This window comes from Microbacterium sp. JB110, from assembly GCF_003335195.1.
Classification (GTDB): domain Bacteria; phylum Actinomycetota; class Actinomycetes; order Actinomycetales; family Microbacteriaceae; genus Microbacterium.
In genome coordinates this window covers 600,980-624,583 of the sequence record NZ_QPGM01000001.1, presented here as the reverse complement: position 1 = coordinate 624,583, position 23,604 = coordinate 600,980, and the positions used below count along the sequence as shown (strand labels likewise).

General features: G+C 68.6%; 19 protein-coding genes, 1 tRNA gene and 4 pseudogenes. 8 read left to right on the top strand and 16 right to left on the bottom strand.

Annotation, left to right across the window (positions count from 1 at the left end; translation table 11 throughout):
• Complete coding sequence (locus tag CIK77_RS02975) at positions 1 to 1,212, bottom strand: ThiF family adenylyltransferase (protein WP_087054604.1); 1,212 nt, start codon at positions 1,210 to 1,212, stop codon at positions 1 to 3.
• Between the two features lie 249 nt (positions 1,213 to 1,461).
• Here CIK77_RS02975 and modA point away from each other — a divergent pair, with 249 nt between their 5' ends.
• The 5 genes from modA to fdhD are packed head-to-tail and all read left to right on the top strand — an operon-like array spanning position 1,462 to position 6,561.
• On the top strand, positions 1,462 to 2,211 hold the full coding sequence (gene modA / locus CIK77_RS02970; RefSeq protein ID WP_087054566.1) for a molybdate ABC transporter substrate-binding protein: 750 nt from the start codon (positions 1,462 to 1,464) through the stop codon (positions 2,209 to 2,211).
• A 4-nt stretch (positions 2,212 to 2,215) separates the two neighbouring features.
• Positions 2,216 to 3,067, top strand: a complete 852-nt coding sequence (locus CIK77_RS02965) for an ABC transporter permease (RefSeq protein WP_087054567.1) — start codon at positions 2,216 to 2,218, stop codon at positions 3,065 to 3,067.
• Positions 3,064 to 4,452 (top strand): ABC transporter ATP-binding protein, encoded by a 1,389-nt coding sequence (locus tag CIK77_RS02960; RefSeq protein WP_087054568.1) that lies wholly within the window; start codon positions 3,064 to 3,066, stop codon positions 4,450 to 4,452. The genes CIK77_RS02965 and CIK77_RS02960 overlap by 4 nt, the downstream gene beginning before the upstream one ends.
• A gap of 26 nt (positions 4,453 to 4,478) precedes the next feature.
• Complete coding sequence (gene moaA, locus CIK77_RS02955; protein WP_087054569.1) at positions 4,479 to 5,561, top strand: GTP 3',8-cyclase MoaA; 1,083 nt, start codon at positions 4,479 to 4,481, stop codon at positions 5,559 to 5,561.
• 52 nt (positions 5,562 to 5,613) lie between these two features.
• On the top strand, positions 5,614 to 6,561 hold the full coding sequence (fdhD, locus tag CIK77_RS02950) for a formate dehydrogenase accessory sulfurtransferase FdhD (RefSeq protein WP_087054570.1): 948 nt from the start codon (positions 5,614 to 5,616) through the stop codon (positions 6,559 to 6,561).
• Positions 6,562 to 6,595: 34 nt separating this feature from the next.
• Here fdhD and CIK77_RS02945 read toward each other — a convergent pair whose 3' ends face one another.
• Positions 6,596 to 7,540 (bottom strand): 3-methyladenine DNA glycosylase, encoded by a 945-nt coding sequence (locus CIK77_RS02945; protein WP_441897706.1) that lies wholly within the window; start codon positions 7,538 to 7,540, stop codon positions 6,596 to 6,598.
• Positions 7,537 to 8,814, bottom strand: a complete 1,278-nt coding sequence (locus CIK77_RS02940) for a M18 family aminopeptidase (RefSeq protein ID WP_087054571.1) — start codon at positions 8,812 to 8,814, stop codon at positions 7,537 to 7,539. The genes CIK77_RS02945 and CIK77_RS02940 overlap by 4 nt, the downstream gene beginning before the upstream one ends.
• 82 nt (positions 8,815 to 8,896) lie before the next feature.
• Here CIK77_RS02940 and CIK77_RS02935 point away from each other — a divergent pair, with 82 nt between their 5' ends.
• The 3 genes from CIK77_RS02935 to CIK77_RS02925 all read left to right on the top strand — a co-directional run bounded on the left by CIK77_RS02935 (position 8,897) and on the right by CIK77_RS02925 (position 12,065).
• Complete coding sequence (locus CIK77_RS02935; protein ID WP_249268541.1) at positions 8,897 to 10,642, top strand: DEAD/DEAH box helicase; 1,746 nt, start codon at positions 8,897 to 8,899, stop codon at positions 10,640 to 10,642.
• A gap of 123 nt (positions 10,643 to 10,765) precedes the next feature.
• The gene (locus CIK77_RS02930; RefSeq protein WP_249268542.1) at positions 10,766 to 11,857 is read left to right on the top strand and encodes a VIT1/CCC1 transporter family protein; all 1,092 of its coding nucleotides are present in this window, start codon (positions 10,766 to 10,768) and stop codon (positions 11,855 to 11,857) included.
• A gap of 122 nt (positions 11,858 to 11,979) precedes the next feature.
• A tRNA-Leu gene (locus CIK77_RS02925) sits at positions 11,980 to 12,065 on the top strand.
• A gap of 624 nt (positions 12,066 to 12,689) precedes the next feature.
• On the opposite strand, the pseudogene CIK77_RS02920 reads toward CIK77_RS02925, so the two are convergent.
• The 13 genes and pseudogenes from CIK77_RS02920 to CIK77_RS02855 form a co-directional block, all read right to left on the bottom strand.
• Positions 12,690 to 13,685 (bottom strand): annotated as a pseudogene (locus tag CIK77_RS02920) (recombinase family protein); the annotation flags it as partial.
• Between the two features lie 107 nt (positions 13,686 to 13,792).
• The gene (locus CIK77_RS17565) at positions 13,793 to 13,936 is read right to left on the bottom strand and encodes a hypothetical protein (RefSeq protein ID WP_170934101.1); all 144 of its coding nucleotides are present in this window, start codon (positions 13,934 to 13,936) and stop codon (positions 13,793 to 13,795) included.
• 98 nt (positions 13,937 to 14,034) lie between these two features.
• Positions 14,035 to 15,321: a single-stranded DNA-binding protein gene (locus CIK77_RS02910; protein WP_087054574.1), complete on the bottom strand. Its 1,287-nt coding sequence runs from the start codon at positions 15,319 to 15,321 to the stop codon at positions 14,035 to 14,037.
• An 84-nt stretch (positions 15,322 to 15,405) separates the two neighbouring features.
• Positions 15,406 to 17,172 (bottom strand): type IV secretory system conjugative DNA transfer family protein, encoded by a 1,767-nt coding sequence (locus CIK77_RS02905; RefSeq protein WP_087054575.1) that lies wholly within the window; start codon positions 17,170 to 17,172, stop codon positions 15,406 to 15,408.
• Between the two features lie 84 nt (positions 17,173 to 17,256).
• Positions 17,257 to 17,802, bottom strand: a complete 546-nt coding sequence (locus tag CIK77_RS02900) for a hypothetical protein (RefSeq protein ID WP_140403513.1) — start codon at positions 17,800 to 17,802, stop codon at positions 17,257 to 17,259.
• On the bottom strand, positions 17,799 to 18,209 hold the full coding sequence (locus tag CIK77_RS02895) for a hypothetical protein (RefSeq protein ID WP_087054577.1): 411 nt from the start codon (positions 18,207 to 18,209) through the stop codon (positions 17,799 to 17,801). The genes CIK77_RS02900 and CIK77_RS02895 overlap by 4 nt, the downstream gene beginning before the upstream one ends.
• Positions 18,210 to 18,243: 34 nt before the next feature.
• Positions 18,244 to 18,702: pseudogene (locus tag CIK77_RS02890) on the bottom strand (transposase); the annotation flags it as partial.
• Positions 18,703 to 18,739: 37 nt separating this feature from the next.
• Entirely contained in the window at positions 18,740 to 20,155 is a 1,416-nt protein-coding gene (locus CIK77_RS02885) for an IS30 family transposase (RefSeq protein ID WP_212647471.1), read from the bottom strand.
• Between the two features lie 191 nt (positions 20,156 to 20,346).
• Positions 20,347 to 21,062, bottom strand: a pseudogene (locus tag CIK77_RS17835) (transposase); the annotation flags it as partial.
• A 68-nt stretch (positions 21,063 to 21,130) separates the two neighbouring features.
• Positions 21,131 to 21,289, bottom strand: a pseudogene (locus CIK77_RS02870) (bifunctional DNA primase/polymerase); the annotation flags it as partial.
• 276 nt (positions 21,290 to 21,565) lie between these two features.
• Positions 21,566 to 22,177, bottom strand: a complete 612-nt coding sequence (locus tag CIK77_RS02865) for a hypothetical protein (protein ID WP_087054582.1) — start codon at positions 22,175 to 22,177, stop codon at positions 21,566 to 21,568.
• Positions 22,178 to 22,181: 4 nt separating this feature from the next.
• A complete protein-coding gene (locus CIK77_RS02860) occupies positions 22,182 to 22,862 on the bottom strand; it encodes a hypothetical protein (RefSeq protein ID WP_140403514.1) in 681 nt (226 codons plus the stop codon).
• Positions 22,863 to 23,105: 243 nt separating this feature from the next.
• On the bottom strand, positions 23,106 to 23,603 hold the full coding sequence (locus CIK77_RS02855) for a hypothetical protein (RefSeq protein WP_086992464.1): 498 nt from the start codon (positions 23,601 to 23,603) through the stop codon (positions 23,106 to 23,108).
• Position 23,604: the final 1 nt, after the last annotated feature.

Here is a 23,604-nt window from a genome sequence, read left to right as displayed (position 1 = left end):
TCATCGGATCGCGCTCCGCTGCGCCGTCGTGTGCCAGGCATCGAGGCCACCGGCGACGCTCACGCAGTCGACGCCCGCGGCTGTCAACGCCGTCGCCGCCCGTTTCGAACGCACACCGGATCGGCAGATCACCGCAACCGGCCGCTCGCCCAAGCGCGCGGCGGCAGCGCCGGGATCGGCCACGACCTCACCGAACCGAATGCTCACGGCGTCGGAGAACGGGGCATCCGCCGCGATCTCGTCGGGTTCGCGCACGTCGAGAAGCGTCGGCATCGCCCCCGGGGCACCTGCCGCGAGGAAGGCGTCGAGATCGCGCGCCCTGATGCTGCGGGCGCACTGCGGCGAGCCTGCCGTGGCGCCGACAGACACCGGCGCATCGGCATCGGACGGCCCCGATGGTGAGGGTGCAGGGGAGACGTCGTCCGCGCTGTCGCGCGCCTGCGCGGCCGCGCCGACGAGCGGGACCTCCCGCGAGCGGGATCGCAGCGCGTCGAAGAGCATCACCCGCCCGAGCAGCGGCTCGCCGATTCCTGCGATGAGCTGAATCGCCTGCATCGCCATCGCCGCCCCGACCTGCAGGCACATCGCCCCGAGCACGCCCACCTGGGCACACGTCGGAACCTCTCCCGCGCTGCCTGCGGGATACAGATCGTCGAGCAGCACGGGCGAGCGTCCGTCCGGCGGAGTCGACCAGAACACCGTCAGCTGGGCGGTGAACTCCTGGATCACGCCCCACACCAGCGGCACGCCCAGCCGCTCGCACGCGGCGGCCACGTCGACCCGCGTCTCGAACGTGTCGGCACCGTCGAGCACCACATCGGCGCCGCTGAGCAGCTCGACCGCGTTGGAGGCATCGAGGCGCCGGATCACCGTGCGCACGTCGGTCTCCGGCGAGAGGTCCGCGGCCGTGCGTACGGCGCTGAGCGCCTTCGGTGCACCGATGTCGTCGTGCCGGTGCATCACCTGGCGCTGCAGGTTCGAGACCTCGACCACGTCATCGTCGATCACGGTGAGCGTGCCGACGCCTGCCGAGGCGAGCGCGAGAACGGCGGGGGAGCCGAGTCCACCCGCGCCCACGAGTGCGACGTGCGCGTTCGCGAGTCGCCGCTGCGCGTCCTCGCCGAAGCCCGCGAGGGTGAGATGACGCGCCGTGCGGGTTCGCTCCGCCTCGGAGAGCGAAGCGACGGGGTCGACGAGCGGTGGGAACGGCATGTCTCCAGGGTAGGCCGCACCACGGTCATCCGGGCGCTCCCCGCCCGAGGAGCGCCCGTCGCTCATCCGGTGCCGGTCGTTCGTCCGATGCCGGATTCCCGACCGACGCCCTCCCATCCCCGTGTGCCGCTCTGCGCCACAGCGCCGCGGCAGTCCGCTGGGGCGCGGCACAGTGCGCCACCACTCCGGCGGCGGAGCGACGGGCGCACCGGGGGCCGTCTCCGCTGATGGCAGGATGGGCGGGTGAGGATGAGACGTCTGGTGGCCGCGACAGCGGCGGCATCCGGCGTGCTGCTCGCGGGGTGCGCCGGACCGGCCGACGGCGACGGCACGCCGGTGACGGTGTTCGCGGCCGCATCGCTGCAGGGCGCCTTCGAGGAGATCGCCGCCGCCTTCGAGGCGGAGCATCCGGATGTCGACATCCGTCCGATCGTCACGGACGGCTCGAACGTGCTGGTCACGCAGATCGAGGAGGGTGCCGCGCCCGACATCGTGGCGACCGCGAACGAGCAGACCTTCGACCGGATCGCGGACGACGTCTCCGAGGCGCGCATCTTCGCGACGAACACCCTGGTGATCGTCACGCCGCCCGACGCGGAGACGCCGGTCTCCGACCTCGCCGACCTCGCCGATCCGGGGCTGAACGTCGTCCTGTGCGCGCCCGAGGTGCCGTGCGGCGCGGCCAGCGGCACGCTGCTCGATTCCGCCGGCGTCGACGTCACTCCGGCCAGCGAGGAGCAGAACGTCACCGCCGTGCTCACGAAGGTCGAGACGCAGGTCGCCGACGCCGGACTCGTCTACCGCACCGACGTGGTCGGGCGCGACGTCGGCGTCCTCGACGCGACGGGCGCCGACGAGGTGATCAGTCGCTACCCGATCGGCGTGCTCGATGCTGCACCGGAACCGGATGCCGCGGCCGAATTCGTCGACTATGTGACAGGAGATAGCGGACGCGCCGTGCTGGAGGCCCGCGGATTCGGCGCAGGATCGACACGATAGGACTATGAGCGACGTCCGCAGCGGCACCGCCCGCACAGAAGCCGGCCCGCGTCGGCGGGCGTCCCCGCCGGGGCAGCTTCCCCGAATACTGGCTGTTCCCGCCCTCGTCGGGATCGCCATGCTCGTCCTCCCGCTGGCCGCCCTCGTCGGCCGGGTGGAATGGACGACGGTCTGGGGAGACGTCACCTCGCCGGCGTCCCTTGAGGCGCTGTGGCTCTCGGTGCGCACTGCGCTGGTGGCGACGGGGATCTGCCTCGTGCTCGGAGTGCCGCTCGCTCTTCTGATCGCCCGCTCCGCCCGCGCCGTGGCGGCCGTGCTGCGGGCGCTCGTGACGATACCTCTGGTGCTGCCGCCGATGGTCGGCGGTGTCGCTCTGCTGTTCCTGCTCGGCCCGACCGGCCCCGGCGGCTCGCTCCTCGCCGAGGTCGGCATCCAGATTCCGTTCACCACCACGGCCGTGGTGCTGGCGCAGGTGTTCGTCGCGCTGCCGTTCCTCGTGCTCGCCCTCGAGGGTGCGCTGCGCTCGGTCGGCACCGAATTCGAGCTCGCGGCAGCGGGATTGGGCGCGGGCCGGTGGCGCATCCTCGCCCGCATCACGCTCCCGCTCGCCGCACCCGGCCTGATCGCCGGCACGGTGCTGTGCTTCGCCCGTGCGGTCGGCGAGTTCGGCGCCACGGCGCTGTTCGCGGGGAACGCGCCGGGTGTGACCCGCACGATGCCGCTGGCGATCTACACCGCGTTCAACGGATCAGGGCTCTCGCAGGGACCGGCGGTCGCGCTGTCACTGCTGCTGCTGATGACCGCGATCCTCGTGCTTCTTCTGGTGCGGGCCTGGCGACCGGGAGCGATGCGATGAGCCGTGGAAATCAGCACAGGGTGAGCGGCGCGCCGATCGACGCGCACGTGATCGTGAACCGTCCCGGATTCCGGCTCGACGCACGCGTGCGCGTCGAGCACGGCGAGATCGTCGCGGTGATGGGGCCGTCAGGCGCAGGGAAGTCCACACTGCTGGGCGCGATCGCCGGAGTGACGCGCCTGTCGGGCGGGACCGTGGCGTTCGGCAACGACACGGCTGCCACCAGGCGGCGCCACGTGCGCCCGCAGAAGCGCGACGTGGTGCTGCTCAGCCAGGATCCACGGCTGTTCCCGCACCTCTCCGCACGCGACAACGTCGCGTTCGGCCTTCGCGTGCGCGGCCTCGACGGCAAACACGCCCGCAACGAGGCGGATGAGTGGCTCTGGCAGGTCGGCCTCGGCGGCACGGGCGACCATCACCCCCGCGAGCTGTCAGGAGGGCAGCAGCAGCGTGTCGCGATCGCCAGGGCGCTGGCGGCCGCACCCCGCGCCGTGCTCCTCGACGAACCGCTCACGTCCCTCGACCCCGAAACTGCCGCCGACATCCGAGCCATGCTGCAGGAGCAGCTGATCTCGTCCAGGGTCGCCGCTCTCATCGTCACGCACGACGTCACCGATGCCGCCGCCCTCGGGCGGCGCCTGTTCATACTGGAGAAGGGCACCATCACGCAGGAAGGGCCGACTGCGGATGTGCTCGCGCGCCCGCAGACGCCGTTCGCTGCGACGGTCGCCGGCCTGAACCGGATCGTGGGCACCGGATCGAGCGGCGGATGCCTGGTCAAGGCGTCGGAGGGCCCCGTTCGCATCGGAGGCAGCGACTCCGCAGACGCAGGCGGCGGACCGCTCGCCGCGGCGCACGTCGTGCCGCATCATCGGGCACTGCCTGCGGGGTACGAGTCGGCGGACGACGCGGAGCACGTCGACGGGGACGCACCATCGTCGACGCGCGATGCCCAGGCCGCGGCGCTGGCGCGCACCCCGCGACGGCACGCGCACGAGGGCAAGCGGGTCACGGCGCTGTTCCGGCCGAGCGATGTGCGCCTGGAGCGCGCCGACGACGACTCGTGGACCGCCGCACTGCGACTGGCCCGCGATGCCGAACCGGAACCCGGCGAGTGGCTGGCACGGGTCGTCCGATTCGAGTCGACGCCGTCCGGAGCGCGCGTCGTCACGGAGAACCCGCGAGTGGCGGCCGAGATCCCCGCCGAACGGCTCGCCGGCATGCACCTGGCTCCCGGCGACCCCGTGCGCCTGTCCGTACCGGCGGATCGCGTGCGGATCATCGGCCCGGCACGCAGGCCGCGCGCATCCGGTGCGCACTCGCCGCGCGAGGACGGCACGCGCCAGGTCACCGACCGCGGTGCCGCTTCCGCTGTCGGAGAGTAGCCTGGTCTGATGCACAGGAGTCGCTCATGACGGCCGTTTCGCTGGGCGCGACGATCGCAGTCGCCCCTGCGGAAGGCGCAGCCGCGCGCCCCGCGACGTTCGACGGGCCCCTGGGCGGGCCGATCGTCGACCGCTTCGGCCGCGTGCACCGCGATCTGCGCATCTCGCTCACCGATCGCTGCTCCCTGCGGTGCACGTACTGCATGCCGGAGCAGGGCAACGAGTGGCTGGCACGCGAGAGCATCCTCACTGTCGACGAGATCGTTCGAGTGGCCGGCATCGCCGCAGCCAGCGGCATCTCGACGTTCCGACTGACCGGGGGAGAGCCGCTGCTGCGGCGCGACATCGTCGACGTGGTCAGGCGGCTCGCACGCATCGAATCCCCTGACGGGCCCGTGAAGATCGCGATGACGACCAACGGCATCCGGCTGGGGGAGTTCCTTCCCGATCTGGTCGATGCGGGCCTGAAACGACTGAACATCTCGATCGACACGCTCGATCGGGAGAAGTTCCGCGAGCTGACCCGTCGTGATCGCTTCGACGACGTGATGGACGGCATCGCGGCCGCGGCGCGCAGCGGCCTGAAGCCGCTCAAACTCAACACCGTCGCCATGCGCGGGGTGAACGAGGACGAGATCGTCGACCTGGTGGAGTTCGCCACGGGACACGGCGCGCAGCTGCGCTTCATCGAGCAGATGCCCCTCGACGCCGGACACACCTGGAGCAGGGACAGCATGGTCACGCGCGAGGAGATCCTCGACGCGCTGCGCACGCGGTGGGAGCTGGAGCCGATCCCCGGCCGCGGCGGCGCGCCCGCCGAGACCTGGCGGCTCGGCGGAAGCTCGCATTCGGTCGGCGTGATCGCATCCGTCACCGCCCCGTTCTGCGGCGACTGCGACCGGATGCGCCTCACGGCCGACGGGCAGATCCGGAACTGCCTGTTCTCCAACGACGAGTACGATCTCGTGCCGCGGCTGCGCGGGGGCGGCAGCGATGACGACATCGAACGGGTGCTGCGGGCGGCCATCGCGGGTAAGCTGCCCGGGCACGCCATCAACGACCCGTCGTTCCTGCAGCCGGAGCGCGGTATGAACGCCATCGGCGGCTGACCCGAGCCGTCCGCGCGGAGCTGGGGCCCACACGCGCGCGTAACATGGCTGTATGGGACGGATCACGACGCGGCGGCCTGTCACCAGAGTCTCCCTCACGCACGGCGAGCGGCGCAGGCCCGACACTCTCGCGGTGGAGGAGCCGCTCGAGATCCGCATCGCGGGGGAGCCGCTCGTGATCACGATGCGCACGCCGGGGCACGACGTCGAGCTGGCGGCGGGATTCCTCGTCTCCGAAGGGGTGGTGAAGACGGGGGGCGACTTCCGTTCGGCGATCCACTGCGGTGGTCCGGGAACCAACGGCCTCGGCATGCCGGAGGTCGGCGCTCCGGCGGCGGCAGACGCCGCCCCGCGCAGTGTGCTGGACACGCTCCGGGCGTCCGACAGCGGCGCCTCGGCGAGTGAGAACACCTACAACGTGCTCGATGTGGCACTCGCGCATGGCGTCGCGCTGCCCAGCACCGACCTGTCGCGCAACTTCTACACGACCAGCTCCTGCGGCATGTGCGGCAAGGCGTCGATCGATGCCGTCCGCACCGAATCGGCCCATGACGTCGCCGGCGACGCCTTCACGATCGATGCCCGCCTGCTCGCGGAGCTCCCCGACACGCTCCGCGACAACCAGGACGCCTTCGACAAGACGGGCGGTCTGCACGCTGCGGGCCTGTTCGACGCGGACACGGGCGAGCTGCTCGTCCTGCGCGAAGACGTCGGCCGCCACAACGCCGTCGACAAGGTGGTGGGCTGGGCGGTGCTGAACGACCGACTGCCGCTGCGCCGAACTGTGCTGATGGTGTCGGGCAGGGCCAGCTTCGAGCTCGTGCAGAAGGCCCTGATGGCGGGCATCCCGGCACTGTCGGCAGTGTCGGCGCCGTCATCGCTGGCGGTCGAACTCGCCGACGACGCGGGCCTCACGCTCGTCGGCTTCCTGCGCGGTGACACCATGAACATCTACACCGGCCACGACCGCATCCTGGTGCCGCAGCCCGCCGAAGCCTAGCCGGCGACAGTCGCGCAGATGCGGCGAAGGGCCGCTACCCAGCGGCTGCGGCGGCGTCCGCCCGTACCGGAGCAGCGATGCGCTGGGCCGACGGGGCGGGGGCGGTATCAGGGAAGGCCGCCGCGAGGATCCGTCGGCGCAGCGCATTGCCCCGTTCGGCGAAGCCGCGCTGACGGCGCACATACTCGGCTTTGCCATCCGGCGTCTCGATCCGGACAGGGTCGAAGCCCCACGCGCGCAGATCGTAGGGCGCGGCCCGCATATCGAGGCTGCGGATGTCTGCGGCCAGTTCGAACGCGTCCAGCAGGAGATCGCCTGGCACGAGCGGCCCGAGTTTGATCGCCCACTTGTACACGTCCATGCCCGCGTGCAGACATCCGGGCTGATCGAGATCCGGCTGTGTGTCGCGCGTCGGCCGCAGGCGGTTGCGCGGTTCCGCCTCTGCAGTGAAGAACCGGAAGGCATCGAAGTGCGTGCACTTCAGCTCGTGTTCCTCCACGACGCTGTCGGTGCCGTCCTGCCCGAGTCGCAGCGGCTGCGGATGCCTGTGCGCATCGGAGCGGTACACCATCGCCCACTCGTGCAGACCGAAGCAGTCGAACTGACCGGGCCTCGACGCGGTGCGGGTGAGCATGATCCGGATGAGACTCGCCAGATGCGGCTTCTCTGTCGCGTAGCCGGCGTCATCCGGAATCAGGGAGTCGGGCGTCGATCCCTCGCGGTACCAGCGCCATCCGGCGCGCTCGCTGTCGGCGGCGTCGGCGAGTTCCACGCCGGCGCCCGGATGCCATCGGCGCAGCACGGCGGGCTTGAACGAGTAGTACTGGAACAGGAAATCCCACACCGGGTGCTTCTCGCCGCGTGCCGCGCGCTCGCGGTGCCCGGCGGTGAGGGCATCGGCCCGGCGGATGTGGACGCGCTCGTGCTCGCGCCACGCTTCGTGCGGAAGCCTGGCGCGAGCGGGCGCGTCCGATGTCACGCGGCGAGCACCTCACCCATGGCTCGTGAGAGGTACCAGGGGTCGACGACGCTGGTGAGCTCGCGTGCGGAGTGCATCGACAGGATCGGCACGCCGACGTCGACGGTCCGGATGCCCAGGCGCGTCGCCGAGAGCGGCCCGATCGTTGACCCGCATGACACCGCGTTGTTCGAGACGAACTCCTGCGACGGCACCGCGGCGCGCTCGCATGCGGCGTTCCAGGCGGCGGCGCCGTGGGCGTCGGTGGCGTAGCGCTGGTTGGCGTTGATCTTCAGGATCGGCCCCCGCCCGGCCATCGGCAGGTTCACGGGGTCGTGCCGCTCCGGATAGTTCGGGTGCACGGCATGGCCGACGTCGCTGGAGACGTGCAGCGACGCGGCGAACGCGCGGGCCCGATCTTCCGCCGTCGCGCCGAGCGCATCGCCGATGCGGCGCAGCACGTCTTCGTGGAAGGGGCCTGCGGCGCCGGAGCGCGACGAGCTGCCGACTTCTTCGTGGTCGAACGCGGCGAACATCGCGATCGACCGCGTCGGTGCGGCCGTCTCTATCGCGATGAGCCCCGCATGTGTCGACAGCAGGTTGTCGAGGCGACCGGACGCGAACAGGTCACCATCGGCGCCGAACACGCGCGGGTCCTGCGTGTCGGCCGTGAGGATGTCGTAGCCGGCGATCTCGTCAGGCCGCACGCCGGCCTCGCGCGCCAGAACGGCGAGGATGTCGGCCGACTCCGCGTCGCCGAGTCCCCACACCGGGTCGAGATGCTTCTGCTTGTCGAGCGCGAGCGACTCGTTCACAGCGCGGTCGAGGTGCACAGCGAGCTGCGGGAATCGCAGCAGCGGCCCTGTGCGCACGACGTGCTCGACGCCGTCGCGCGTCACGATCCGCCCCGCGAGTTCCAGCTCGCGGTCGAGCCACGAGTTGAGCAGCGGGCCGCCGTAGACCTCGACGCCGAGCTGCCACCAGCCGCCTGGACCCGTGGTGGTGGGCTTGGGCTTCAGCTTGAAGGCGGGGGAGTCGGTGTGGGCTCCGACGATGGAGAACGGCGTGAGCGGCCCGGCGTCATCCGGGACGACGAATGCGATCGCCGAACCGTCGCGCCGCACCACGTAGCGCCCACCCGGTCGCACCTGCCAGGCGTCGCGCTCGTCGAGAGCGTCGAAACCTGCGCCGGTCAGTCGGCGCACGACCTCGGCGGCCGCGTGGTACGACGAGGGCGAAGCGGTCACGAAAGCGGCGAGGTCATCGATGTGCGTACGTGCGTCGGCGGGGATCATCCGACGATTATCCCAGCTCCGGATGGGCGACGCCCTGCCGCTTCGAAGGTTCGACGTCGTCGGTCTCGCATATCGTGGACGAGTGCTGTCACCGTCCTATCCGCAGAGAGCTCCGTGGGGTACCGCGGAGAACCTTCGCGCATGGCAGCGCGAGGCGATGGAAGCGTACGACCTGGCGAACAAACGCGACTTCCTGGTCGCTGCGACACCCGGCGCAGGAAAGACGACATTCGCGCTGACGATGGCGCGAAAGCTCCGCAGCGACGATGTCATCGACCGTGTCATCGTGGTCGCGCCGACCGAGCATCTCAAGACCCAATGGGCGGATGCCGCTGCTCGTGCGCACATCCGGCTCGATCCGAACTTCCGCAACAGCGACGTCTCACCGTCGCGGCAGTACGCCGGTGTGGTCGTCACCTACGCGCAGGTCGCCGCGAAGGCGTACGTGCACCGCCAGCTGACGGAGTCGGGGCGCACACTGGTCATCCTCGACGAAGTGCACCACGGCGGCGACGCGCTCAGCTGGGGCGACGCCGTGCGGGAGGCGTACGCGCCGGCCACCAGAAGGCTGATGCTGTCAGGCACGCCGTTCCGCAGCGATGACTCGCCGATCCCGTTCGTCGACTACGCGCCGGATACTGCCGGCGGCATGACCTCGATCACCGACTACAACTACGGCTACGGGCGGGCCCTCGCCGACGGCGTCGTGCGCCCCGTGCTCTTCCACGTGTACGCCGGCCAGATGGCCTGGCGCACGAAGGCCGGCGAAGAGGTGGAGGCGCAGCTCGGGCAGGACAACATCAAGGACGTCACGTCTCAGGCCTGGCGCACGGCGCTGGATCCGAACGGCGAGTGGATGTCGCAGATCCTGCGCTCGGCCGACGCACGGCTCACCGAGATCCGGCACCACGTTCCCGATGCGGGCGGGCTCGTGCTGGCGACCGATCAGACGGCGGCTCGCGCGTACGCGAAGCTGCTGATGTCGATCACCGGCAGAAGGGCGACCGTCGTGCTCTCCGACGACAAGGCGGCTTCTCGGCGCATCGAGGACTTCGCGGGGAACGACGACAGGTGGATGGTCGCTGTTCGCATGGTGTCAGAGGGCGTCGATGTGCCGCGGCTGGCGGTCGGGGTGTACGCGACATCGTCGTCGACGCCGCTGTTCTTCGCGCAGGCGATCGGGCGCTTCGTGCGGGCCAGGCGCCGCGGCGAGGCGGCCAGCGTGTTCCTGCCGCACGTGCCGTCTCTGATGGATCTCGCCGGCGAGATGGAGCGGGAGCGCGACCACGTCATCGGCCGTGGCGAGAAGGACGGCGACGGGCTCGACGATTCCCTGCTCGACGCCGCGGAGCGCGAGGAGAAGGCCTCGGACGAGCTCACAGAGGAGGAGGGGAAGTTCGAAGCCCTCAGCTCTGTGGCGCACTTCGACAAGGTCGTGTTCGAGGGCAGGGAGTTCGGCCAGCTCGCCGTTCCCGGCACCGAGGAGGAGCAGGAGTTCATCGGGCTTCCCGGCCTGCTCGAGCCGGAGCACGTGCACGATCTGCTGCTGCAGCGCACGCAGCGGCAGTCGAAGCATCGGGAGGTGCGCGAATCCGCAGAGCGTGACAGCGGGCAGAGCGCGCTCCCCGAGCCGCTGCACCGCACGCTGAAGGAGCAGCGGCAGCTGCTGAACAACCTCGTCGGGCTCTACTCCAGGCAGACGGGCGATCCTCACGGCAAGATCCACGCAGACCTTCGACGCACCTGCGGCGGGCCGGCCGTGGCACAGGCGACCGTGGCACAGCTGCAGAAGCGCATACAGAGCCTGCGTCGTCGCGTACGCTCCTGACGGCATCCGGGTGCCTGTGAGGGCGTCGCAGAGGGTGCGGCGCGCGTGCTTCGGGGATCCGAAATGCTGTCAATGCGCGGATCTGCGACGTGTTGCGGGCACGGCGCGAATACCGTGGAACGAGTGAACGACACGGAGTATCAGACCCCGAGCGAGCCGACCGCATCGGACCGCCGCCGCTGGGCGCAGTACATCGCCGACGAGCGTGCGGAGGCTGCGGTGTACCGGCGGCTCGCGCGCAAGCGACAGGGTGAGGAGCGCGAGATCCTGCTGCAGCTCGAGGACGCCGAGAAGCGCCACGAGCAGCACTGGATCGACCTGCTCGGCGGTGAGCCGAAGAAGCTGCCGAAGGCGAGGATGCGCGACAGGCTGACCGGGTGGATGGCCGGACGCTTCGACTCGGTGTTCACCCTCGCGATGGCGCAGCAGGCGGAGGCGCGCTCGCCCTACGACGCCGACCCGTGGGCGACGCCGGCGATGCGCGCCGACGAGAAGATCCACCACGAGGTCGTGCGCGGACTCGCCGCGAAGAGCCGACGCAAGCTCTCCGGCACGTTCCGGGCTGCGGTGTTCGGAGCGAATGACGGGCTCGTCAGCAATCTGGCGCTCGTGATGGGCATCGGTGCAACGGGCGCGGCGCCTCAGTTCGTCCTTTTCAGCGGCGTCGCCGGCCTGCTGGCCGGGGCGCTGTCGATGGGGGCCGGGGAATACGTCTCGGTGCGCAGTCAGCGCGAACTGCTGGAGGCGACGGAGCCGAGCGACTTCGCGCACGCGAACCTGCCAGACCTCGACATCGACGCGAACGAGCTCGCCCTCGTGTATCGGACCAGGGGAATGGCAGGGGAGGAGGCGATGGAACGCGCACGGCGCGTGATCGCCGAGGCCAATGGCGGGCAGATGCCGCAGCGCGCCGTGTCCGGTGACGCGCACGAAGTGGTCGGAGGCGCTCTCAGAGCGGCGGTGTCGAGCTTCCTGCTGTTCGCCTCTGGTGCGATCATCCCCGTGCTGCCGTGGATCTTCGGCATGTCGGGAATGGCCGCCGTGGTCGTCGCACTCGTGCTCGTCGGCATCGCGCTGAGCGTGACCGGTGCGCTGGTCGGTCTGCTGTCCGGTGCCTCACCGATTCCGCGCGCGCTGCGGCAGCTGGCGATCGGCTTCGGTGCCGCCGCGGTGACCTACGGTCTGGGGCTGATCTTCGGCGTCGACCTCGGGTAGGAACGCGGGTCACCGCCACGCCCGAGGCATGTCATGATTCGTCGGGCACGGTCGTAGGTGGTAATGTTTTCTCTTGGTTCGAAAAGCTCCGCACGGCGGGTCTGGACGGGCCGACACCCAATGCGCGGGTGGCGGAATAGGTAGACGCGCTAGCTTGAGGTGCTAGTGCCCGTATTAGGGCGTGGGGGTTCAAGTCCCCCCTCGCGCACTCAATGAGCGATGTTGTAACCCGGGCCTGAAGAAACAGGTCTCGGGTTACAGCATCGCTCTCCTCGTCTGAGGACGAGCGTGCTTCGGCCCAGGTGAGGGCTTGCTGCTTCGTGTTCTCGTCGAGGATCGTGGCGAAGGGTGCGGCGGTGTCGGCGGTGAGGGTGCCGCCCTCGTTCAGGTAGATGCGGGTGAAGAAGGTCTGGTTCGCGAGGCGCTTGTTCTGCTCGTCGCAGCGCTCGTAGATCTTTGCGAAGTCGCGGGCGAGATCGAGAGCTCCGTCGATGAGGGCACGGGCTCCTTGGTAGTCGTTGTGGTGCTCGGCGATCTGCGCTTCGATCCCGTCAAGTTCGGCGCGGAGCCGGGTCTGGAACTTCTTCAGCTGGTCCAGGGACAGGGCGTCGGCGAGGTGGGCTTCGAGGAGCTTGTCCTGCTCGGCGAGGATCTGCTTACGCCGTTCGGTGAGGTCGCGGATGGATTGGTTCGTGCCTGCGGTGAGCTGGTCGAACTCGTGGGTGAGCATCCCCCGGAGCGCGTCGGTCATCGCTGGGGTGAGGGTGATGCGCCGGTAGTAGTCGGCGACGAGCTTCTCGACCCGGTCCACGGGTGCGTAGGGCATGTCGCAGGTGGTGCGCTTGTTGTTGCGGCCCAGGCAGATGAAGTACGGGTAGATGTTCCCGTGCCGGTTCTTCGCGTGGATGATCGTCATCCGCTGGCGACAGCGCCCGCAGTACAGGGTGCCTTTGAGGTAGTGGTCGTGCTTCTGGGTGCGGACCCCGGACTGGGCGTGGGCGCGGAGCACGGACTGCACCTGGTACCAGATCTCGGGCTCGACGAGGCGCTCGTGTGCACCGTCGTAACGGACGCCGCGGTAGACGACGTCGCCCTTGTAGTACGGGTTCTGCAGCATCCGGTGCACCGACGATAGCCCGAGCGGACGTGCGGGACGTTTCGGCGTCGGCACGCTGCGCAGACCCTTCTTGGTGAGTTCGGTGCGGAGCTGGGCGAGGCTGTAGTTCCCGGACGCGTACGCGGTGAATGCCCACTTGACGAGTCGTGCCCGATCGGGGTCTTGGGTGATGCCGCGCACTTCACGGCCGAGGTCGTCGCGGTGGAGGGTGTTGCGGTACCCGATCGGGGCGCGCATGGGGGTGCCGCCGGTGGAGGCTTTCTGGACGAGGCCTTTCATGACCTCGTTGGCGAGGTTCACGGAGTAGAACTCCGCGATCGAGGACATGATCCCGTGCAGCAGCATCCCCGATGGGGTCTCGTCGATGTTCTCCGTCGCCGATACCAGCAGCACGCCGGCCTCGCGGAGGGCGAGGTGGATCTCGACGTCGTCGGCACGGTTGCGGGCGAGCCGGTCGACTTTATGGACGATGCAGTACGCGACCTTGTGGGCCTTGACGTAGGCGATCATCTCCCGCAGCGCGGGACGGTCGGCTTTCTTCGCCGACTCCCCCGCGTCGACGAACTCCTTGACGATGCTCGCGCCGAGGGTGTCGGCTTTGGCGTGGTTCGCGCCCCGCTGCGCAGGGATCGAGAAGCCCTCGTCGTGTCCGCCTTTGGTGGCCTGCTCCTTGGTCGACACCCGCAGATAGGTCACTGCGGGAGCAAGCATCGTTTCCGCGGGCGGGGATGGTGGTGCGATCGTGTCAGTGGCGTACAGCATGGCGGCGGTTCCTCGGCTTTCTCCCCGCCGGTGCGTGTTCTGGGCGGGTGGTGATGTTACCTTCCTTCGGCAGTGAGATCCCGGTCCGTGCTGAGTTTCAGCACTTCCGGTCGTACGGTCACCGGCTCGTGCTCGGTGTCGCGGTTGGCGTGGGCTTCGGCGAGCGTGAACCGGACGAACAACTCCGTCAGCGCGGTCATGTTCGGACGCTCCCGGTGCACCACCCGGATCCCGTATGAGCGTTCCGCTTGCGGCACATACCCGGTCTTCCGCTCATACGGGCGACGCCTCCCCGCCATCACCGGGCCTGCTGTTCCTTGGCAATCACGTCACGGATCGTTGCGTCCTGCTCCTCACGGCGCGCGGCAACCTGCTCGGCGACGAATGCGAGGAAGTCGTCCGTCCGCGCCGCGACGGGTCGTTCCGTGGTGTCGGGCTCCGTCCAATCCTCAGCTTCCCCGCCGGGCCAGGCCGTGATGCGGGTGGGCCGGTCTCGGTCGAGGCGGGTGCCGGAGATCGTGGCCCAGTCCCGCAGCCGCTCCCGTGCAAGGCTGAAGTCGTGGTGCCAGGCGAGAGCCTGGTTGCCTTTCGCTTGGGGGTCGAAGCAGAACAGCCAGTGCTGGCGTAGCGCGGACAGCTCCCAGAGCAGTTCGGGGTGGCGATGCCACATCGGCGGGATCACCTGGGCGGGCAGGCCGTAGGTGTGGCGAAGCCAGTCCACCCACCCGTTCAACTCGAGAAGCTCGGCTTCGAGGTCTGCGGGTGGGAGGGTGCGCCAGTTGATCGGCCGCGCCACCGCGGTGAGCGACTTCGCCAAGTCCGCCTGGAACGTCTGCTTCGCGAACGCTCTCGCTTTCTCAGCGACGTCTGCGGGCAGCCCGGACAGGTCGATCCCGTCGAAGTCAGGCCCCTGAGCGGTCGGATCTGTATCGGGCAGGTCAGGTGGTGTGGGGTTGTCGGTGGTCATCAGGATGCTCCCGGAACAAGGGCGAGAAAGAAGAAGGAGAGCCGCGAAGGACGCGGCGAAGAGCAGGGGGCGGGCGCGGCGACCAGGTGGAGGTGGTGGGGAGGCTGGTCGCCGCACCCGCGGTTTATCGGGCGACCGCCTCGCGCTGCACTGCGCCGGTGCTCGCGGTCGCGGCGGGTGGCTCCGGGTCGAGCTGTGCTTCCCGCTGGGCGAGAGCCTGCTGCACCTGCTCCCGCAGCGGCGCCTCCTGCTGCGGGCTTCTCGTTCGAGCGGGGCGCGGTCGACGGTGTAGCGGGTGAGGTTGTTGTCGTGTCCGATCCGGGACGCGACGAACTGCTCCCGTTCAGCGCCGTCACTGCCGGTGTAGGTGCGGGTCTCGCCTTCGGCAAGGAAGTTGTCGCCCTTACGGAACTGCTCATGGGCGAGTTCGGCAGACTTGCGGAACATCACCAGGTCGGTGAACTCCGGGTCGAGCTGGGTGAACGTGCCGTCCTGTTCGAACCGGGCCTGGGGCTGCCCGATACGCATGTAGACGCGGGCATCACCGTTGCTCGTGAACGTCAGCTCCGGGTCCGTAGCGACGAACCCGGAGAGGGACTGCTTGGTGCGGATGGTCATCAGCGAGTACTCCTATCGGTCTCACACCCGCAACTGCGGGGGCTACTGGACAGGTACGACCGCCACCCTGAAGTCGTGGCCCTGCTACCGGGCACCGCCCTGGAGGGCCTGCTCCACCTCACCCCGGTCAGCTCTCAGTTGCTTCGCGTCGGCGCGGGACGGCCAGGGGCGCAGGTTCGTGATGATGGGCCGGGCGGTGCGGAGCATTACCACGCCCGTGCCGAACGGGAGCGTGCGCAACACGTCTGGGGGGAGGATAGGGACGCGGCGGATCGAGCGCTGCGATGAGTGCGCCCCATACGCGTCGGTCGTCACGCTGTTGGTGGTTTCGTCGCGGTCGCCGATGAGGGTGGAGAGGTCTTGGAGGTCGCGGCTGTTGGAGGCTCCGCCGAGGATGATCTTGACGATGGAGGCGTCCCAGATCGCGTTCGCCTGGTTCTCGCTCCACTTCTCCCTGGCCTGTGCGAGGGACTGCAGGACGGGGAGTGGGGTGATGCCGGTGCCGCCGCCTTCCGCCATCAACGTCGGCAGCGACGGGAGCGGGGCGAGGTTCCCGATCTCATCCAACGCGAGGAGCAGGGGCGGGTCCATGCGGGCACCGGGTGACCGGGCGGCGATCTTCCTCGCCGTCTCAACCAGGTCCTCGATGAACGCCGCCACCAGCGCTGACGACGCCCCAGCCCCCGCACCCGTCGCCAGGAGGTAGAGAGTCCCGTTGCCGCGAAGGAAGACCTCGGGGTCGAACTCCTCACCCGGTCTTGGTGAGACGGCGTCGAGGACGCGGGGGTCGGCGAGGGCGGAGAACGCGAGGGACACGCCCTGCCAGATCGAATCCCTCGTCCGCGGGTCAGCCTGCACCATCGCATCCAGGCTGTCCGCCCACCCCTCCGCCGCCCCAGGATGCGAGGACAGCACCCGTACGGCGTCGGCGGCGAGGGTCGGGTTCAGCGCCCACTGATACAGGGTCTTCGCATCCCTCCCGTCGAGAGCGGCGGCATGCAGGAGCGCTTGGATCGCGGCGGTGGTCTTCCCTTCCCAGAACCCGGCGTCTTGGACACCGCCGAATCCGGTGGCGGTGGCGAGGCCTTTGGCGCGGATCATCGCCGTCAGCGGGTCCTGGCAGCCCCGCACCGGCGACCACCGCATCCCCGCAGACAACCCTGGGGCGAGCTGCTGGGGGTCGAACACCGCGACCTTCCCCTTCTTCGCCCGTGCTTTCAATGTCGCGGTGAGGTTGTCCGGGCGGGTGCTGGTGGTGATGACGGCGCCGGGGGCGTCGAGGATCGCGTTGATCACCACATGCAGACCCTTCCCCGACCGGGGAGGACCGATCAACAGGATCGAGTCCTCGACCGTCGCCCACACCTGCCCTCCCTTCCCCGTGCCGAGGAGATACCCGACGTCGCTCGGGGCTGGCGTCCCGGTGAGAGAGGGCCGCAACGTCGCGGCCTTCTTCACCAGGGCCTTCGGGGAGGCGACGCGGGCGACCTCGGCGGCGGTGGCGGTGCCTGCGAGCCGGTGCGGGTCCGTCTTCGACCGGGAACGGTGAACCGCCCGAACCACGAAGAATCCCGCTGTCCCGAGCACACTGAGGAACAGGGTGACGACTGCCCAGTAGGCGAACGGGTTCAGGCCTTCCGCGCCGAGCGCCGCACCCGGGTCTGCTGGGGTGGCAAGGACGGCGAGGCCGGTCGTGAACCCGCTGGCCGGTTCAGGGAGCCCGGTGAGGAACGCGGTCACGGAGCCTGCGACGCGCAGGATCCCGGTGAACACGGCGGCGGTGACGAGCAGGCCGAGGGTGATGTCGATGAAGAGGTCGTTGGCGGGTTTCGCCTGCGCAGGACCAGACACGGTGAACGCACCTTCCCGACCCCGCAGAAGGGAAAGAAGCGGGGTCAGGACAACAGGTACGACGACGAGAGGATGAGCCGGCGGTCAGTCGATGCGCTGCACCGAGGTGGTGCTGGAGATCCGCCCCAGCAGGATCACCTCACCGGTGATGACGGGGTTCTCTCCACGTTCGATCAGGGCGCGTGCCGTCCCGGTGGGGCCAGCGGAGCTGTGGCGCAGGATGAGCGCGACGGCGACGTCTTCACCGGGCACGAACCCGCTCGCGGTGAACTCCAGAAGGTTCGGCAGCGTCACCAGTGCGGGTGCGTCGTCTTCCGGTGAAGCGAACGGCGACCGCGGCACAGGATCGGGCGGGGTGAGGATGTCCGCATGGATGCTGCCGTCCAGTTCTCGCACCTCCACCCGGGTTGGTGATCCGAAGCGCCCGACGAGCTCCGTCACCGTGGCCGTGATCTCGCCTCGGCGGATCGGGGTAGTGGCAAGGCGGTTACCGTTCACGGTCACGACGAGAGTGTCCGCGTTCACGGCTTCGAGGAGAATCTGCGGCAGCACCGCAGGCACCACCACCCCCTGCTTCGGGGTTCCGGAGGGTTGCTGGGTGCGCGTGCGTCGGTGGCGTCGAAGGGTCATGTCAGGAAGGTGCGACCCGGCTCCGAACGCCCCGCCCCGTCATCGCTGATGGGGTCAGCGGTGAGGGCTTCTTCCCGGGCGATGAGCTCGCCCAGTGCGTCCGCCCACCCACCGGTGATGTGCAGCAGCGTCTCGTAGTCAGCGGAGGCAACTTCACCCTCGGCGAGCGTCACCCACGTCCAGCTCCCATCCGGTTGCGGAAGCCGAGCCTCGGATGCCCACGTCCAGGACACCGGGACCCGGTCCTCGTCAGCCCAGTCGACTCCGGGCGGGTACTTTTCCTCGATCGCGAACCGTGGCGAGGACCCGTGTAGGGGATGCAGCACGAAATGCCCGGCTCCGAACGTCTCCGGATCCTCATACAGCAGGATCAACCGGCCCTGGGAGTGCTGCTCGATCCGCTGCAACCGGGCCTGCTGAAGGTTCGGTTGACTCCGTTCCTCATGCCGCCAGAGCGACGGCCGATCTCATGATGTCCTCGAACGCGACCGGACTCAACTTCCCCAGCCGGCGCTGACGACGACGCCGGTTGTAGGTCGCCTCGATCCAGTGGATGATCGCGAGCCGCAACTGCGTCCGCGTCTCCCATCGCCGCGAGTCGAGGACGTTGGTCTGCAGGGTGGAGAAGAAGCTCTCCATCGCCGCGTTATCGCCCGCCGCGCCGACCCTGCCCATCGATCCGACCAGTTGATGGCGCCGCAGAGCCTTCCGGAACCGCCTGGCCCGGAATTGACTGCCTCTGTCCGAGTGCACGATGCATCCGGCGACGTTCCCGCGGCGGGCGACGGCGTCCTCGAGCGCGGCGACGGCCAGGCGCGCGGTCATCCGCGGCCCGGTCGCATACCCGACGATCCGGTTCCCGAACACGTCCTTGATCGCGCAGAGGTAGAGCTTGCCCTCGCGGGCTTGGATTCCAGCAGTCGTCGCAACACGTTGATTACGAGACTTTCAGTAAAGCAGCCATTCGCTCGTCCGGGGTGTCCCAGTCCAACGACTTTCGGGGGCGTCCGTTGAGCTCTTGAGCGACGGCCAGAAGATCGTCAGCGCTGTGCATGGCGAGGTCGGTGCCCTTCGGGAAGTACTGCCGGAGCAGGCCGTTGGTGTTCTCGTTGCTGCCGCGTTGCCAGGGCGAGCCGGCATCGGCGAAGTAGACGTCGAAGTTCGTCGCGGTGCTGAAAGCCCAGTGCTCGGCCATTTCCGCGCCCTGGTCCCAGGTCAAGCTACCCCGCAACGACGAGGGCAACTCTTGGACGGTCGCGATGAGGGAGTCGCGGACGGCTTCCGCAGTGCGATCCCGCCCGAGGTGCCCCAGCATGACGAAGCGTGTGGACCGCTCGACGAGCGTCGCCATAGCGGATCCGCCGAGCGCTCCGATGATGAGATCTCCCTCCCAATGCCCAGGGACATCGCGGGAATCGGCCACGGACGGGCGGTTACTGATGGCGTTCATCGGGTCGACGAATCGTGGGCGTCGAGCGTCGGCTTGCCGGTGTGGTTTCCGGGCAACGCGCCCCCGCCGCAACTGCTGTCCGAGTGATCGCTTCAGTTCGCCGCGGGCGTGGACGTAGATTGCCTGGTAGATCGTCTCGGTGCTCACGCGCATCTCCGGAGCGGCCGGGAAGTCCTTGATCAGTCGGTGGCTGATCTGTTGCGGCGACCACTTCATCTTCAGTTTCGCCTGAACATAGGACTGGAGGGGTTCGTGGGCGAGGATCTTCGGCTGTCGCGGCCTGGCGCGGCGTTTGACCGAGAGCCGGTGCGCGGTGTGAGGCATGTAGCCGCGGGTAGAGACCGTGTTGCGACGCAGCTCGCGACTGATCGTTGACGGCGATCGTCCCATCTCCGCCGCGATCTGGCGGATCGAAAGCCCCGCGCGGTGCAGGTCTTGAAGCTGTTCTCGTTCGAGAAGACTGACGTATCGGCTGTCGATGACTTTCTCCACGATGTTCAGATCGACGCTTCCGCCGATCGCGCGGGATCTTCGTTCGGGCACGCTCCCATTGTTCTGCTCTGGGTAGCGCACGACACGACCATCCGGATAGACCCGGCCCCGCTTGATGATTCTGATGCCCTTATCCCAGTCGGCTGCCGAACGGGCGTCCGCGCCAACTCGCGCCCTGGCTTCCGCGCGGGTGAGCCCTGCCGCCCGAAGGCGCAGGAACTCCTCGCGCCTGGGGTTAACGCGGCGGGCCTCGCTCGTGGATATCCCCACTTTCCGCGCCCACGCGTACGCGGTCGGTCGATGAATGCCCAACTCACGTGCGACGGTCGAGATGATCTGCCGCTCGCGAACGAGCCGCAAGAACTCCTCTTTCAACTCCGGCGAGTAGACACGCGGAGTCGCCCGCTGCATCGTCAACCCCGTCTTGCGCAGCCAGTTGTAACCGGCGTCCTCGTCCACCCTGACTGCTCGCGCGGCCGCGCGAACAGTCCCGCCTCGATCGAGTACCCGGAAGAACTCTTCCTTCTGCTCCTCGGTGTATCTCTTCTCCGCCATCGCGTCACCTCTCCTATAGGCGTTGCGACGACTGCTGGAATCCAAGGGGTCCAGTGCTCGGTGATGTCGGTGAGCCAGATCTCGTTCGGCCCCGCCGCGGTGAACACGCGCTGTACCCTGTCATCGTGCACCGTCGGCCCGGGACGGCGCTTGCCCTTCCCGCGCCCGCGCTTGCTGATCTCGGAGGCGATGCCCTCCTGCGAACACAACCGCCACACGCGCCGCTCGCTGGCGACATGCCCGTCCGCGGCGAGCTCGTCCGCGAGGAGGCGATACCCGAACGCGGGATCGTCGTGGTGGGCGTCGCGGAGCGCGTCGATCAGGTGGGCGTCGTCCTCGTCGCGCGGTGAGCACGGACGCGCCTGCCACTTGTAATACGCCTGCTTTGTGAACCCCAGAACCCGGCACGTCACCGCGACGGGCACCCCGGCCGCGGCAAGGTCTTGGACGAGCGGGAACATCATTTTGGGGCCTGGCCGCCGAGCTTCAGATTCGCCTGCGACAGATACGCCGTCGCCTTCTTCAGGATCAGGTTCTCCGTCTCCAGCTCCTTGATCCGCTTCAGCATCGCTGCCTGCTCACGCCGCTCATCGACGTCACCAGCCGGCTCGATCCCTCGGCTGACGAGCTGGGCGTCACGCACCCACGCCTGCAGCGCGGACTTCGAGATCCCGAGATCCGCGCACACCTGCTTCTGCGACAACCCGGACTCCACGAGCTCGACCGCGGTCTGCTTGAACTCGTCCGTGTACTTCTTCGGCATAGTCGTATCCTCTCCCGCTCGAAAGCGGTCCAGGAGTCAACCGAACCTTCAGCAGGCCCATACCTTCCCCACCAGGCGTCGATCTGCGTGGGGTCGGTGGTGGCGTCGTGGAACCCATGCGCGGTGAGCGGGCGCTTCTGACCGGGTGCGCAGGGGAACACGGGGATGCCCGCGGCGGCGTAGACGGCGGCAGCCTTCCCAAGCTCCTTGGGGAGGCTGGTGGGCATCGGCCAGGCAGTGGGGTCGGTGATGGTCATGTGCACCTCCTTCAGGACACGGCACGGGCCGGGGCTCGTGCGCGGTATCCACAGGGAAGGTGCGTCAACAAACCGTGCTGGCCGCAGATTCTCCGCTCTGAGCATCCCTTCTGAACCTCAACCCCTACCCGAGGTCGCGTGGTTGCCGCGAGCATTTTTGGGCGGGATGCGCCGTTTCGTCAAGAACATGCGCCAAATCGTCAAACACACCGGCTTCCAGCTCCACCGATCAGAGATGACTTTCTGCTACAGGCTCCGGCCAGAACCACGGTCTGGGCATGGCGGCTCGGGGCCGTCCGGGTCCATGCTCAGGTGTTGTTCCCGTTCGGCGAGGAGCTCGCTCAGCAGTGCCCCACGTTCCAGCATGGTCAGCGCCTGCCCGGGCGCACGAATATCCGAGGGTGTGGCAGCCGTCCGTCCAGTTTCGAGGACCGCGGCGTTGATCCGGTCAAGAATCTCAGCCGTGTTGTGCTGTTCGGTGTCCTGCTCCAGGATGCGGGCGATCTCGTTCACCACGACACTGTCGTGCTCGGCCGGTGGGAACGCCGCCGACGCCGTCACCCCATCCCCGACCGGGACACGGCCCACGACGAGCCGGAACTGGCCTTCTCCGTCGTACCCAGTCGCGTCATACACGCCGGGCGGCATCCAGTCGTGTGCGTCTGACGCCTGCCCCGCATACAACTCAGCCCCAGCCGGGTCGTCAGGGTCAACCACGCGAATGTCGGGATCGGCAGCGAACAGCATCGCTGACAGTTCCTCCCTCTGCGCCCGGTCCAGCAAGGGTGTGCCTTCCCCGGCTTTCTCCCGTTCCACGAGTACACGGAGGGTTTGCAGGGCGATCAGATCCGAAGGCACCCACTCACGGTGAAACCGCTCCGGAAGGAACATCGTCCGCGGCCCCCCCCTTGGCCACGAGCCCCTGCAGGGCGTGTTCGCGGCGCAGCGCGGTCGCGGTGAACTCGGACCGCCACTGGGCGTGGTCGGATCGGAACCTCATGTCCTCGTACTCGCCCTCGAACGACGGGGCGACCGTGACGAGATAATCCTCCTTCACCGGCTCCACCGGCAACCGCTCCCGCTCCAACAGATCCACCAGGCCATCACGGACCCGCTCAGCCCGCTCCAACCGATCCAAAGTCTCCGGGAGACGTGACGCCTGGACCGCGAGGGAGAGACACTCGTCCCGCCACCGCTCATGCGCGTCCTCAAAGCTCTCCGGATCGGGCGTGCCGTCCGGGAGGCGGAAGTCACCGGTGCCCGGTTCGGGTGGGAACATCTCCGCCACGATCTCCGGAATCCCCGACTCCTCGAACGCCTCCCACCCGGGTGACGGCACCGCTACCGGCGGGGTGGGAGCGGCGTCAGCTGCGGGTGTCCAGGAGCGGATGTGCGGGACGTCGTCGCCGAAGTCTTCACCGAATACCCGGTCGCCTTCTGTGCGGAGCTGGTCGGGAGGACCGGCGAGCCCCTCGATCAGCACCTCAACGACCATGTGCTGCGCCTCGGCTTGGGTGCGAGCGAGGACATCGAAAGCGACCACCACCCGATGCGGGCGCGGCGGCTCAGACGAATACCCCAAAGGGGGGATCGTGATATCGGACATGATGAAAGACTCCAATCACACTCGGATAGACAGGACACGCCACTGCACCCGATCGCTCAGGTGTCACAGGTGGTGCTGTTCCAGAGGTACGCACAGAACCGAGTCAAGGGCGAGGCATCCCGGCAATGACGCGTCGAAACACCAAAAACACGCGCCGAAACGTCAAACTCCGCCACCGGGTCAGCGTGCGAGGTGACGCCCTGACGAGGGGCCAGCGACGGAGCTCGGCGTCGAGTCAGGGGTGAGAGCATCCTCGCGTTCCTGCAGCGCATGCTGCAGATAGCGGTTGATGACGGTGTGGTTCGTTCCGTCCGCACCGCCCGTCAGAGGTACGTGGTGGAACGAGTACGCCGGGTACGGCGTCGCCTCCCGCAGCGCCTCCAACCACGCATCCACGTCCTCGGGCAGTACCCAATCCTGCGGCGGCGGATTCGACTGTAGGAACTCCGTCGCCCCGGCATATACCTCAGAGTCTTCGAGCATCTCGTGGATCGTGACCGCCACCGCCCGCGCCAACGCGACCGGGTTCCGGCCTGCGATCACGGTCGGCTCGACCTCCGGGTCATCGGTCCAGACGATGATGCCGAGAGACAGGGCGCTCGGCGGGCTTATCTTGCGCCGAGGATCCGCAGCGTTCGTGGACGTCGATGCTGATGCTTCGCCCGGGTTGATGCTCATG

Bases quoted from the DNA above. Each gene is read 5' to 3' on its own strand.
- CIK77_RS02975 (WP_087054604.1), bottom strand. From the start codon at position 1,212: ATGCCGTTCCCACCGCTCGTCGACCCCGTCGCTTCGCTCTCCGAGGCG.
- modA (WP_087054566.1), top strand. From the start codon at position 1,462: ATGAGACGTCTGGTGGCCGCGACAGCGGCGGCATCCGGCGTGCTGCTC.
- CIK77_RS02965 (WP_087054567.1), top strand. From the start codon at position 2,216: ATGAGCGACGTCCGCAGCGGCACCGCCCGCACAGAAGCCGGCCCGCGT.
- CIK77_RS02960 (WP_087054568.1), top strand. From the start codon at position 3,064: ATGAGCCGTGGAAATCAGCACAGGGTGAGCGGCGCGCCGATCGACGCG.
- moaA (WP_087054569.1), top strand. From the start codon at position 4,479: ATGACGGCCGTTTCGCTGGGCGCGACGATCGCAGTCGCCCCTGCGGAA.
- fdhD (WP_087054570.1), top strand. From the start codon at position 5,614: ATGGGACGGATCACGACGCGGCGGCCTGTCACCAGAGTCTCCCTCACG.
- CIK77_RS02940 (WP_087054571.1), bottom strand. From the start codon at position 8,814: ATGATCCCCGCCGACGCACGTACGCACATCGATGACCTCGCCGCTTTC.
- CIK77_RS17565 (WP_170934101.1), bottom strand. From the start codon at position 13,936: ATGACCGCGCTGACGGAGTTGTTCGTCCGGTTCACGCTCGCCGAAGCC.
- CIK77_RS02910 (WP_087054574.1), bottom strand. From the start codon at position 15,321: ATGACCATCCGCACCAAGCAGTCCCTCTCCGGGTTCGTCGCTACGGAC.
- CIK77_RS02900 (WP_140403513.1), bottom strand. From the start codon at position 17,802: ATGACCCTTCGACGCCACCGACGCACGCGCACCCAGCAACCCTCCGGA.
- CIK77_RS02885 (WP_212647471.1), bottom strand. From the start codon at position 20,155: ATGCAGCGGGCGACTCCGCGTGTCTACTCGCCGGAGTTGAAAGAGGAG.
- CIK77_RS02855 (WP_086992464.1), bottom strand. From the start codon at position 23,603: ATGAGCATCAACCCGGGCGAAGCATCAGCATCGACGTCCACGAACGCT.